The organism is Nitrosomonas sp. Is37 (assembly GCF_033063275.1).
Classification (GTDB): Bacteria; Pseudomonadota; Gammaproteobacteria; order Burkholderiales; family Nitrosomonadaceae; genus Nitrosomonas.
In genome coordinates this window covers 5,639-18,692 of the sequence record NZ_JAWJYP010000042.1, presented here as the reverse complement: position 1 = coordinate 18,692, position 13,054 = coordinate 5,639, and the positions used below count along the sequence as shown (strand labels likewise).

The following is a 13,054-nucleotide window of genomic DNA, read 5'->3' as shown; positions in this document are numbered from 1 at the left end:
AAATTCCATACCTTTTGAGTATCCCTCAATGCCAATATTTATGCTAGCTTCTATAGTATTTCAGGGGCGACTAGATAAGGTGAAGTGGAATATTTGGTAGTGCGAGGCGGGCATAAGTTGGCACTTATCAATTATTGCGACTGACAAATTCTGATAGAAAACTGTGGTCTGTTCTTTCCTATTACATTTAAATATAAGGGGTCTTAAGAAGTTAAAGCGAGTTTAAACGTAACAATTTAAGAATTTCATGGAAAGATTATCATGTCGATGATTAAAACGAAATTCGGTTTTTTCCAGGTACAGATAAAAAGTATGCTCAGGCACGCTATTGAATTTTGCCAAACGTCTTTTTGCAAAACTCAAGAAGGATTCGATGTCGTTAATATGCCGCTCACTATGAGCAAACTCGTTGTCACCATGGTGGACCCTGAAGTGCAGCAACGCTACCCGTTTGCCACCCAGCTTATCTAAACTGTCGTTAAGACAAGGCAATGCATTATTGGCTCTATGGCTATTGCTTGGACGCAGCCATTGATTGGCCACCATATGAACATCTGCAATAAAGACCATCAATGGATGGTGAGAATAGCGTCCGCGCAAGCGCGGATTGTAGCCTCGTGCCGCTCTTTCCTGCTGTCCATAGCGTGTCATTACCGTCGAATCCAGATCCAGGGCAAATCATCAACGTGAAGATTGCAACCCATGTCACCCTAAGCCGTTATCTCTTTATTGGTAAAGCGAAGTTGAAAATCCACGAAAGCCCTCTGGAGAAAAATGTGCACCAATCAGAATACGCTGGATTCGAGTGAATTGTTAATTCAATTTGCATAAATTGTCTCCATACGACTACAAATCCACGAAAACCCTCCAGAATAAATTATGCACTAATCAGAATACGCTAGATTCGAGTGAATTATTAATTCAATTTGCATAAATTGTCTCCTTATGACTACATAAAAAACTACTATAAAATATAACATTAATTAAATTTACTAATTTTTATGTAGTTAAACAGAGACATTTCAATTTCTCTCCTTATTCTCAAAGAAGACAGAACCAATTGATTCTCTTAGCATAAATATTTTTTGGCATAAATATTACTTTTTTGGCATAAATATTGCATTTCGTAGAAGGAGACTAAAGAGTTTTGCTCTACAAGCAAAAAGCTAAAGCTGCTTTTAGAACAATACTCTTTAAATTCTACAAATCAAAAAAATGGAGCCACATTTATGTCTCAAGCAAATGCTTATGAACAATACATGCTGGAACTTATCAATCTGAACGAAGCGGCAGAAAATCATAACAGCTGGATGATCGCAACCGACACTTTCTCTCACATTTCCTAATGGAAAATCTGGGTTTATATTCGTCTTAGAAGTTAGAACACTTTAGCAAGTACTGAACTTCCTAAGACCCAATAGGATTATAAGGGGATGAAAACAAATTATGAAAAGACAAATTTCCAATACTTTTGCCCCTCCTGCGAGTCAGACTAGTTTGTTGAGAGGAAAAAGACTGCCAAACAATTATTTTATAGACATGGATGATCTGACCAACGGAATCAGAGAAGAGCCGATTAAAATGCTGCGGCAATACCGCGCTGTATCAGAGGTTGCTAACATTGACCTATCGGTGGTAGAGGACATGATCGAGGGCCTGCAGGTATTGGATTTTGACTGGACGTATCTATACGTGAACAATGCAGTGGTAAGGCAAATTAAAAAAACAAGGGAAGAATTGCTTGGCCACACCCTTATCGAAATATTCCCGGACGTTGAAAATACCAATGTGTTCAGCGCCCTAAAAAAATGTATGGAAGAAAGGACTTTCCTTCATTTTGAAAATGAATTTACTTACTCCGATGGCACGGTGAGCTGGTTTGAGCTGAGTATTCAGCCTGCGCCCCAGGGTATCCTGATACTGTCGGTAGATATTACCGATCGCAAAAAAGCCGAGGCGGAGATCAAAAAACTTAATGAAGAATTAGAATTAAAGGTAGAAGAACGAACTGCCCTGCTTACCGAACTGAATAAAGAACTGGAATCGTTTTCCTATTCCGTGTCGCATGACCTACGTGCTCCTTTAAGGGTGATCAACGGGTATTTGACCATTCTCGAAGAAAATCAAGATGCCAGACTTGATGAAAGCATCAAAACATCTTTAAAAAGAATACGGAACAACGTGGAAAAAATGGATGCCTTGATACACGCCCTGCTGGCATTTGCCAAATTGGGAAGAAAAGAGGTAAGGAAAATAAAAGTCAACATGAAGATGCTGGCGGAAAATATTGCCCAGGACTTTAAAGCCATGAACCCACATAAGGCAGAGATACTCATCGGCAATTTAGACGAAGCTAGCGCAGATGCGATGCTCATCAAACAGGTATTCATTAACCTCCTTTCCAATGCCATTAAATACTCCACCTATTCAGAGGCTCCCAGAGTAGAGATTGATTCCTACAAAAAAGACGGGACAATCGTTTATTCATTCCGCGATAACGGTGTGGGCTTCGATATGACCTATGCCGACAAACTTTTCGGCATTTTTCAGAGGATGCACCCCGAAGGACAATTTGAAGGTACAGGCGTGGGCCTGGCCATTGTGCAGCGCATCATTAACAAACATGGAGGTAAAGTATGGGCCGAGGGCAAACCGGGAGAAGGGGCTGTTTTTTATTTTTCACTGCCTGAATAAAATATCGTATTCGCCTCCTGTGATCGCCGTATCTAGCTCCAGTATCGATTTAAACCTGGATTCCTCAATTGATCGCTTATGCTGTTATTAATAGTATGAATATTCTACATTTTTTGTAGATTTTACTCGTGTCTTTCAGATGTTCATGCTTCGGTGCGGATTGTACGATTTTGCAAGTACTGACTGCGTTGCAACTCCTTGGAATGGAATGACCATTCCGCATCGTTGCCCTTACCCTGTACTCGCAAAACTGCACACTCCATTCCGTCCAACTGAGGAATCCAGGTTAAATAATTCCTGATATTTGCGTTGGAATAGGGGACGGGCCAAGGTTCTCGGTTATGTGAGAAACAGATTGCTGGGTTCTGGTTCTATAACCTTGCGCAGTCACCCAGGCCTGCCGGGCGCTACCTGTCACTCCAGGGACGCCGATACCTGTGCCGTGAAGCGTCCATTGCTCAGCGCGTTGCGCTATTTGTCGCTCACCGGATTTTATCCACCAGCCCCGATTCCAATCCATAACGGAACAGCCCCCGGTAAGCCCTCTGTAAGCCCTTTGCCTGCCAGCGTCATCTAATCCCAGCACCACGTAAAGCGGGTGCGGTTTCACCACTGCATCGGTTTCTCCCTGCGCATTTACTCGGTAACTAGACCAACGGTATTCAGCCGGATGCACCACCACACCTGCCTTCCTGAGCGCTACCTAGAGCATCAGCGCAAGTCTTTGCATAACTGGGCTGAGTGCTCTCTGCGCCTCTTTCGTCGGAAAGGCAAAAAATGATCTAAATCCAGCAATTTTTGTTGCCAATTGAGCACAAATTTTTTGAATTTTTGATTGCTATCGCTTGTCAGAGTGTTTGACACTCCATTTGCTTCCTTGTACATTCATTTACCATGACAAAGAGCGTTGATTTTTCTTATACACATGCACCTGCGGCGACGCAGCGCCTTCTGCAGGCTCTGGGAAAGGGCAGCGCCACCGTCTTCGTCGTGAAAGGTCGGACGGGGCCCGGGTCTCGGCCCAGACCGGGAAGCGGGTTGAGATGACTCGCCGCATGACCGACGAGTTGGCCAGGGCGAATGACGACCTGTGCCGGGAGATCTCCGAGCGAAAACGGACCCAGGAGGAGTTGGATCGATTTTTCACGCTGTCCCTTGACATGCTGTGCATCGCCAATCGGGACGGCTATTTCAAGCGCGTGAGTCCCGCCTTCACACGAACGCTGGGGTGGAGCATGGAGGAGTTGTTGGCCCGGCCGTTTATCGACTTCGTGCATCCCGACGATCATAGCGCGACGCTCGAAAAGGTGGAACAGCTGGTGATTGACGGTCAGCCGGTGTTGCACTTCGAAAACCGGTACCGGCATAAGGACGGCTCTTGGCGCACCCTGTCGTGGACATCAGTTTCTGAGCCAGACGGAACCATGTATGCCGCTGCGCGGGACGTCACCGAACGCCAGCTGGCCGAAGAGCGCGTGCGGCGGGCCAACGAGAAACTCGCCGCAGCCAACAAGGAACTGGAAGCCTTCTCATACTCCGTCTCGCACGATCTGCGCGCGCCGCTTCGACACATCAACGGATTCGCGAGCCTGCTCCGGAAACACGCCGCCGCAGAGCTGAACGACAAAGGTCAGCAGTATTTGACCCGGATCTCCGAGGCGGCCAAGCACATGGAGGTCTTGATCGACGACCTCTTGCAGTTTTCGCAGATCGGCCGCACGGATCTGCGACCCTTGCCGGTCCGGCTAGACCAGCTCGTCTGCGATGTGCTGACCGGCTTTTGGCAGGAAACTGACGGACGGAACATCGACTGGGCTATCAATGATCTGCCGCATGTGCGCGCTGATGCCATGCTGCTCCGCCAGGTGTTCGTCAACTTGCTGTCGAACGCAGTGAAATACACACAGGGTCGCGACCCCGCGCGCATCGAAATCGGGAGCCTCGATCGCGATCAAGCGGCTCCGGTCATATCAGGGAAGGAAGGCGAGGCCGCGAGGGACGAGGTGATGATCTACATCAAGGACAACGGCGTCGGGTTCGACCAGCAGTACGCGCACCAGCTTTATGGCGTATTCCAGCGGCTGCATAGCACTCGTGAATTCGAAGGCACCGGCATCGGGCTGGCCAACGTGAAACGAATCATTCTCCGGCACGGCGGACGGGTGTGGGCCGAAGGCAAGGTCGATGAAGGCGCTACCTTCTACTTTTCGCTCCCCCGAACCGTTCCGGAAGGTTGAGGCGTGGCCAACGGCCCGAGGAGAGGCGGGGGTCGAGAGGGGGGGCAGTAGCAGAATAGGAACAGACCACGGTTTTCGGTTATGCGAGAAACAGATTGCTGAGTTCTGGTTTTACAACCTTGTGCGGCTGCTCAGTCTTACTGGGTGCTGCACTTCGCCCCAGAGCCGCCGATGCCTGTGCTGCGAAGTGTTCATTGCCCAGCGCGTTGTGCCATTTGTCGCTCGCGGAATTTCATTCACCAACTCGGCTCTAATTCATGATTGAACAGCCTTCGATAAACCCTTTGTAAGTTCTTGACCTGACAGCGTTATCTGGCTCCAGCGTTACGTCAAGCGGGTGCGGTTTTACCAGTGCATCGATCTTCCCCTGCGCGTTCACTCGCTAGCTAGACCAACGGTATTCGGTCGAAGCGCCACCATCATACCTTCCCATACCGGATGCAGTTCGATATAGCACTGACACGCAAGCCAAATAAGTTTCTCCTGAACGGAGCAGGAACGGAAACATCCCTCCCACAAGGTTTCGCTGCGCTGGTAGCGTGATTCACATACTGCGCATAACACTGTATATCACGATTCGAGCGCCTTCATCAGCCCCCTGGCAGACTCAGCTCAATTGACGGAAAGTAGCAAATGCACATGATCCTAAAAACCGCAGTTGACCGCTTGATTGGAGCGCTAAGCCCATAACATATAGAAGGATTTTCGAAATTTTCTCATTCATCAGAATGGTGGGATCGCTACGAAGTGCATCGTATGTCGCTCCAGGCGCGAATGCGGCGTTGCTCTTACCCTTTCTTCGTTAGAATAGTGAGCGTTTTTTCAGATTCTGCTCCACAATCTCCTGATGGATGGTAAAAACCTCCGGTGAGGAGGGATCAGCAATAATGCGCAGCCAGTGAACGTCATCAGCGCCAAATGTTTCTACACGAGTGACATTTTTTATTTGCCTCTTGTTAATATTACTTAACAAGGGTTTATCTACCCGAAAGTGATGCGAATCGCCATGCGCAAGGACGACAGGTTTACCAAACTTCACCGATTCTTGCTCAAAGGCATCGAGAATTTCTTCAAATCCCAATCGCCCGCGATTACCTTTGATTAATTCAAACCTTGGATCAGCCTGAAAGAGTAAGAATACTCCACGAGTATTCCGAGCCTTGGCTTCGTCAAAAGTCTGGTGTAGCCAGGAAAGTGTCGCTTTTATCCGGCGCTTGACTTCCTCATCATCAGCCTGAGTACGTGTCGAAAAAGCTGCCAGGGCATTGTTGCTACCAACAATATGTAAAGTGGCAAACATGACATGATTTTTCATCCAGCGTACATTCTCAACAAACTCTGGATAGCTGGGATCGCTTGCCTGGGTGATGACAGGCATAGGCGATTGTCCCAGACTCATCCCTGCTTTTGGATAAAAAAGTGTCCGCAAACGGCTTAATCTCTCGAGTGGCCGGTAAGATCCTGCACTGAAGCGATGACAATCTGTCCATTCATTATCACCGGGTGTCAGAATAAAAGGAATCCGGAATTGCTGGAATCGCTCGAGGCGATCCTGAAACAGCTCATCTGAACACAATGACGAACCGGTTTTGATATCTCCAGCATGGAGCACCCACTCTAGTTTTTTATTGGCGTTGATTTCTTTAATGACATTATCAAATTTCCAGAAATCAGCCGTATTGTAGGGTACATCTCCAATCAGGGCGAATTCAAATTTTGCCAGACTTTCTGCTTCAAGATCGCCAGACTGAGACTGCCCCGGGGTAATACTAAAAAATAGCAAAACAAAAATCGGTGCGATGAAAAATTTTAATCGAAACATGGTGTTTTTAACTCCTGTGAAGGAAATACCTGAAAAACAGCGAATAGGTGCGTCAGACCTCTTATTTCTTTTTCAAACAGATTTCGTCCTGACGTGCTCCAACAATTTATTCCATTTCTAAATCAAACCTGGCTTTATCGGCTTCTCCTTGCCGTATTATTTATCCTGTCTGCGGCTCGCTCTTGTGTCATGTTTGATTTAGAAATGGAATTAGGGGGGTTCAGGACAGTTTTCTGACGGATATTGCATCTCTTATCAGGACAAACTATATTGCTATAGATAAATGAAACTATATCAATTTTATCTTTGTCCCAAAATTTAGAAAACCTGGTTAGACTGCGTCATTTAGGATGGCTAACTGTAGTTAGGCATTGCCGTTCAGATTCGCCGTTATTTTCTTCGCCTGGAATGCAGGCAAAAACGTAGTGACAAATCTCAGGAGATTATTATGCTGACCGATACCGACTTGCAACACCTGCGCCGCTGCGTAGAGCTGGCGACCGAGGCCCTGGAAGCGGGCGACGAGCCATTTGGGTCTGTGCTCGTCGCAGCGGATGGGACCGTGCTTGCCGAGGATCGCAATCGTGTAGGTAGTGGCGACCCAACTCGCCATCCAGAATTCGAGCTGGCGCGCTGGGCCGCGGCGAACATGACCTCTGAGGAGCGAGCGGCGGCGACCGTTTACACCTCGGGTGAACATTGTCCAATGTGTGCCGCCGCCCATGGCTGGGTTGGCCTAGGCCGCATTGTGTACGCAAGTTCTTCCGAGCAGCTGGCCGCGTGGCTCACCGAGCTGGGGGGTGCCGCGTCTCCGGTGCGGGCCTTGCGGATCCAGGAGGTTGTCCCCGGCATCCTGGTAGAGGGTCCAGTACCCGCCCTCGCGGAGCAGGTGCATGATCTTCACCATCGCTTCTACCGCAAATATAGCAATAAAGGGTAGCGTCCCCTTTTTACTCCTGACAACAGGACTTGATGCAGGTATTAAAAAGCGGATGGGGGCCATGACGTTGTCAATTCCCGCAAGGATGACGCCTCGATGCCAGTCAATCGTTCCTGCCGAGTATCATTCTGGCCGCTCCTTGGCTCTCGAGCGGCTTGCAATCTAGCGCCAACTCTCGTCGACGCGGGGTTTCGCTTCCTCACAGCGCTCCTCATCCAGGTATGGGTAATCGGTATAGCCTTTGGCGCCACCACCGTAGAAGGTGGATTGATCAGCGACATTGAGGAGAGCGCGTCTGCGAAAGCGTTCCGGCAGATCGGGATTGGCCAGGAACTTGCGGCCGAAGGCGATCAAATCCGCCTTGCCCTGCTCAAGCCAGACCTCGGCCGTGTCGTAGTCGAAACCGCCGGCGAGGATTAGCGTGCCCCGGTATTTTTCCCGCATCAGCACAAGCATCCGCAGCGCTTCCGGGGTGGGGGCAAGGCCTTGCTCGAATGCGGCGATCGCCGGATTGACCAAGTGCAGATAGGCGAGCTTGTAGCCGCTCAGCTTTTCGGCGAGATAACCGAAGGTCTCCTCCCGATTGTCGTCGCTAATGTCGTTGAAAGTACCGAGCGGCGACAGGCGCACGCCGACGCGGTCCGACCCATAAATTTCACAGACCGCATCGACCACTTCTAGGAGCAGCCGTGCGCGGTTTTCGATTGGCCCACCGTAGCTATCGCTGCGCTGGTTGGTGCTGGAATTGATGAACTGGTCGAGCAGGTAGCCGTTGGCGCCATGCACCTCGACGCCGTCAATGCCGGCGCTCAGCGCATTCCTGGCCGCACGCTCGAATTGCCGGACGAGGTAGGGCATCTCCTCGGGCTGCAAAGCCCGCGGAGTGACGAAGGGCACCAGTTCACCCTCGCCGTTCTCGTTTTCGATAAACGCATCGCCGCTCGGTTTGAGCGCCGAGGGTGCGACCGGCAACATGCCGTCGGGCTGCAGCGTCGGATGAGAGATGCGGCCGACATGCCAGAGCTGCATAAAAATCAAACCGCCGGCCTTATGCACGGTGTCGCTGACCCGTCGCCAGCCCTCGACCTGCTCGCGGCTATGGATACCCGGTGTCCAGGCATAGCCCTGCCCCTGCATCGAGACCTGGGTAGCTTCGCTGATGATCAGAGCAGCCGAGGCACGTTGCGCGTAATAACAGGCATTGAGTGGCGTAGGGACATTCCCCGGCTGGCCAGCGCGCGAGCGGGTCAAGGGGGCCATGACTATCCGGTGCGGAAGCTCGTAGCGTCCCAGCCTGATCGGTTGAAACAACAACTCCGTGGATGTTTGCGGCGCAGCACCTGGTTGCGCTGGGGAGGGGGTGAATACGGGCATGAGGTTTACCTCCTATAGTATTTTCCAATCCATAAATGAGTCTGAGCGAAGGTTATTAAATTTGAGTATTCAAACTTGATTTTGTTTTGGATTGGTTAAAAAATACTTCAATTGTATTCACCACTGCATTATTGTCGCGGGACTGTATCCAGTTGTTCAAACGAGATCCTGGTTTGAGAAAGAAGGTTGCATCCGGTAATGATTTCAGCTTTTCGTAAGGTGTCATCATCGGAAAAGGAGACGCTACCCTTTTTATAGATTTTGAGAATAATCATCACATGCCAAGATTAAGTAGAACCGTATTTGCCGGTATACCGCATCACATCACGCAGCGAGGAAAATCGTTGCGTTGTACCGAGTCTTTCTCCAGTTATACCGCATCACATCACGCAGCGAGGAAATCGGCGAGAAAATGTTTTTTTCACCGATGACGATCGAAGTGCCTATCTCGGTTGGTTAAAAGAGTGCTGTGATAAATAGGGTGTTGATATTTTGGCGTACTGCTTGATGACAAACAACATCTACTTTATTGCAGTTCCTGAAACGGACGAAGGGTTGCAGGGAGTTTTAAAACCGTTGCACATGCGCTATGCGCAGAGAATTAACCGGTAATGCGGATGGAAAGGCCATTTGTGGCAAGGGCGATTCTTTTCATCACCCTTGGGGAGACCCATTTATGGGCTGCCATCCGGTATGTCGAGCGGAATCCGGTACGAGTAAAAATGGTCACCAAAGCAGAAGATTATTAAAATTTAATTAGGTAAAGTTAACAAAAGTTAAACGGGGTCTTTTTTTTATAGCGTCCATGGAAATCCCTAAGATTTCATAGTAGTTTCTGATTTATACTTGACCACTTGAGGGCAAATTCTGACCGGCACCCCTACAGCTAATATCAACGCAGTAATCTGCTTCATTGACGCTATTATTCCACTGGTGAATATTGATTGAATGTAGAGAACAGGTAAACTTATCCGGAAATGAGTTGCTCCGCTACTTAGCTCAAATAATGTCTCTTCCAGCCCCTGAACAAATCCTTCATGACGTTTTTGGTTACTCAGCCTTTCGTGGTGAACAGCAGTATATTGTCGAGCATGTTGCTGCCGGAGGAGATGCGCTGGTACTGATGCCGACCGGCGGAGGCAAGTCTTTGTGCTACCAGCTGCCAGCCTTGTTGCGGCCAGGTGTAGGCATCGTGGTGTCACCCCTGATCGCATTGATGCAGGATCAGGTAGAAACGCTTAACCAGCTTGGCGTGCAAGCCGAGTTTCTAAATTCCAGTCTCGATGCCAAGGTAGCTCGGGAAGTATCCAATCGGTTGCTGCACGGCGAACTCAAATTGCTATATGTCGCGCCCGAGCGGCTGTTGACAGAAGGTTTCTTGAATATGCTGGAACGCTTGCAGGCACGCAATGGTCTGGCGCTGTTTGCAATTGACGAAGCGCATTGTGTCTCACAATGGGGTCATGATTTCCGTCCGGAGTACCGTGAACTGACGGTACTGCACCAACGTTTTCCAGCCGTGCCGCGCATCGCGCTGACGGCTACTGCCGATGCACCCACACGGGCAGAAATTGTTGATCGTCTGGCGCTGGAGAATGCGCGGCAGTTTATTGCCAGTTTTGACCGCCCCAATATCTGCTATCGTGTTGCAATCAAAAGCAATCCACGCCAGCAGCTGCAAGCTTTTCTTGAAGCCGAGCATGCTAACGATGCGGGTATTGTCTATTGCCTGTCGCGCAAAAAAGTGGAGGAAACAGCAATCTGGCTGAAAGCGCGTGGCTGGGATGTATTGCCTTATCATGCTGGACTTGACACCGCAATGCGCAACCAGCACCAGCGCAGATTCCTGCGTGAGGAGGGGGTCATCATGGTGGCCACCGTGGCTTTTGGCATGGGGATAGATAAGCCTAACGTGCGCTTTGTGGCGCATCTCGATTTACCTAAGAGCATGGAAAGCTATTACCAGGAAACCGGCCGTGCCGGTCGCGACGGCCTGCCCGCCAATGCATGGATGGTTTACGGCCTGGGTGATGTGGTGTCGATGCGGCAGATGCTTGATTCGGGGGATGCGTCGGAAGAACGCAAGCGTGTTGAGCGGCAAAAACTCGATGCCCTGTTGGGTTTTTGCGAATCCACCACGTGTCGTCATCAAACTATCCTGCGCTATTTTGGTGAGGCGCATCCAGGCAATTGTGGCCAGTGTGACAACTGTCTCAGCCCGGTAGATACCTGGGATGCAACCGAGGCAGCGCGCATGGCACTGTCCTGTGTCTACCGTACTGGACAGCGCTTTGGCGCCGGTCACCTGATCGATGTGCTGCTGGGTAAAAACACACCGCAGGTAGAAAAATTTCAGCATCAGCAACTTAGCACTTTTGGTATTGGTAAAGCATTGGCATCGCAACAATGGAGTAGCGTTTACCGGCAACTGGTTGCGGTCGGTTTGCTACAGGTGCAGATGGAAGCTTATGGTGGGCTGAGTCTGACTGAGGAAGCGCGCCCGATTCTGCGTGGTGAAAACAAGATCTGGTTGCGCCACGACAATGAAACTGGCAAGCGTGTTATCAGTCGTTCCGAGCGCACCTCGCGTACACGCGAGGCTTTTGCCGGCGCTAAGGAAGATCCGTTATGGCAAGCACTCAAAGCCATGCGCATGCAACTTGCTCGCGAACAAGGTGTACCCCCTTATGTGATCTTTCACGATAGCACGCTGCTGGAGATTCTCAATCATCGCCCTGCCAACCTCACCGAGCTAGGGCGTATCAGCGGCGTAGGTCAGGCTAAATTGGTACGCTATGGTGATCAATTCCTGAAGGTGTTGGAGGATGCGGTGAACAGGGTGAGCTAATTTCGTGAGCGGGTGAAATATGGGTACCCTGAAGATTCATTCAGTCGGTTCTGCCGGAATCTTTCAGTGGAAAAGCGGCTGACGCCATGAAAGCCAGCTTACCTAGATGGTTCTGCGTATAGTCGATTGTTATGGCTTTGATAGCACGTTGCCATAGGTACATAATATATTGAGTTTATTGGTAGAAATTGATTGACTGGCTTTGGTCGGAAGGAGGCGACCGGCCTTCAACTTCAAGGCTGCCATTGGTGCGTACGCGACAGATCGAGTCCCAACTGTTGAAAATTCTCTCCATTCGTATGCTATATTAAGAGCAATCATGGAATGTGCTCACGTAGCGCATGATCTGCTCAGAGAATAATAGAGCACTCCTCAGGAGTACCCTCATGAAACCTAGAATTGACGGTACCAAATTTGGCTCCATTACCATCGATGGGTCTGATATCGAACGCGATGTGTTCATCAGGCTTTCTGGTGAAATCAAGAAGAGAAAGAAGAAACTCTCCAAGGCCGTGTTCGGAACATCGCATATCATCTCGCTTGATGAGGCTAAGCATATATTCGAAAAAGGAGCTGAACGGCTTATCATAGGGTCGGGCCACAATGGTAATGTAACGCTCTCTGAAGAGGCAGCAGACTATTTTAAGAAAAAGGCAGTCCAGGTTGATCTTTTTCCTACCCCTGCAGCTATCCACCAGTGGAACAAGGCTAAAGGCGCAATCATCGGACTTTTTCATGTGACTTGCTGATCTCCGGATCCCGTCATACCTTCATATCTCTATTCCTTAGCTTCTCCTACCCAACTGCGACTCACTCACCTGTCCTATAAACAATCATGCCGTTATTCGCGGGGACGAAGCTGGCGAAGAGTGATCAGCCGATGGTGTTCAGAAAAAAATATGCCGCCGCCTAAACGAACGCCTGCTGGTCATCGATGATCGTATAACAGCAGAGGTTGCCTACCATCTGGTCTGAGAAGGCACTGCATTGTTGTGGGGGGGGGGGGGGGGGGGGGTTTTTAAAAACGGCCCGAAATTCCTCCAAGCATTGGCCCGGCCCGCGGAAAAAAACGAACTGGTGCAAAAAAAAAAAAAAAACACCAGCCTTTCGCCGAAATCTAAAGAAAAAGGGAGGGTCCC

General features: G+C 49.6%; 9 protein-coding genes and 1 pseudogene. 6 read left to right on the top strand and 4 right to left on the bottom strand.

Annotated features, from left to right (window positions below):
* Positions 1 to 211: 211 nt before the first annotated feature.
* Positions 212 to 435: pseudogene (locus R2Q26_RS14355) on the bottom strand (IS1595 family transposase); the annotation flags it as partial.
* Between the two features lie 1,011 nt (positions 436 to 1,446).
* On the opposite strand from R2Q26_RS14355, the gene R2Q26_RS14350 reads away from it, so the two are divergent.
* On the top strand, positions 1,447 to 2,694 hold the full coding sequence (locus R2Q26_RS14350) for a sensor histidine kinase (RefSeq protein WP_317536917.1): 1,248 nt from the start codon (positions 1,447 to 1,449) through the stop codon (positions 2,692 to 2,694).
* Between the two features lie 286 nt (positions 2,695 to 2,980).
* On the opposite strand, the gene R2Q26_RS14345 is transcribed toward R2Q26_RS14350, so the two are convergent.
* Positions 2,981 to 3,376: a hypothetical protein gene (locus R2Q26_RS14345; protein WP_317536916.1), complete on the bottom strand. Its 396-nt coding sequence runs from the start codon at positions 3,374 to 3,376 to the stop codon at positions 2,981 to 2,983.
* A 361-nt stretch (positions 3,377 to 3,737) separates the two neighbouring features.
* Here R2Q26_RS14345 and R2Q26_RS14340 point away from each other — a divergent pair, with 361 nt between their 5' ends.
* Positions 3,738 to 4,931 carry a sensor histidine kinase gene (locus R2Q26_RS14340; RefSeq protein ID WP_317536915.1) on the top strand — a complete coding sequence of 398 codons (1,194 nt, stop codon included), beginning with the start codon at positions 3,738 to 3,740 and terminating at the stop codon, positions 4,929 to 4,931.
* A gap of 802 nt (positions 4,932 to 5,733) precedes the next feature.
* Here R2Q26_RS14340 and R2Q26_RS14335 read toward each other — a convergent pair.
* Positions 5,734 to 6,753, bottom strand: a complete 1,020-nt coding sequence (locus R2Q26_RS14335; protein ID WP_317536914.1) for a metallophosphoesterase — start codon at positions 6,751 to 6,753, stop codon at positions 5,734 to 5,736.
* 448 nt (positions 6,754 to 7,201) lie between these two features.
* Between R2Q26_RS14335 and R2Q26_RS14330 the strand changes: the two genes are divergently transcribed.
* Positions 7,202 to 7,693 carry a nucleoside deaminase gene (locus R2Q26_RS14330; RefSeq protein WP_317536913.1) on the top strand — a complete coding sequence of 164 codons (492 nt, stop codon included), beginning with the start codon at positions 7,202 to 7,204 and terminating at the stop codon, positions 7,691 to 7,693.
* A 162-nt stretch (positions 7,694 to 7,855) separates the two neighbouring features.
* On the opposite strand, the gene R2Q26_RS14325 is transcribed toward R2Q26_RS14330, so the two are convergent.
* Entirely contained in the window at positions 7,856 to 9,067 is a 1,212-nt protein-coding gene (locus R2Q26_RS14325) for an alkene reductase (RefSeq protein ID WP_317536912.1), read from the bottom strand.
* Positions 9,068 to 9,684: 617 nt separating this feature from the next.
* Between R2Q26_RS14325 and R2Q26_RS14320 the strand changes: the two genes are divergently transcribed.
* From R2Q26_RS14320 to R2Q26_RS14310, 3 genes are all read left to right on the top strand, one after another.
* Positions 9,685 to 9,816 carry a hypothetical protein gene (locus tag R2Q26_RS14320; RefSeq protein WP_317536911.1) on the top strand — a complete coding sequence of 44 codons (132 nt, stop codon included), beginning with the start codon at positions 9,685 to 9,687 and terminating at the stop codon, positions 9,814 to 9,816.
* A gap of 257 nt (positions 9,817 to 10,073) precedes the next feature.
* On the top strand, positions 10,074 to 11,915 hold the full coding sequence (gene recQ / locus R2Q26_RS14315; RefSeq protein WP_317536910.1) for a DNA helicase RecQ: 1,842 nt from the start codon (positions 10,074 to 10,076) through the stop codon (positions 11,913 to 11,915).
* Between the two features lie 386 nt (positions 11,916 to 12,301).
* Positions 12,302 to 12,664: an MTH938/NDUFAF3 family protein gene (locus R2Q26_RS14310; protein ID WP_317536909.1), complete on the top strand. Its 363-nt coding sequence runs from the start codon at positions 12,302 to 12,304 to the stop codon at positions 12,662 to 12,664.
* Positions 12,665 to 13,054 lie beyond the last annotated feature (390 nt).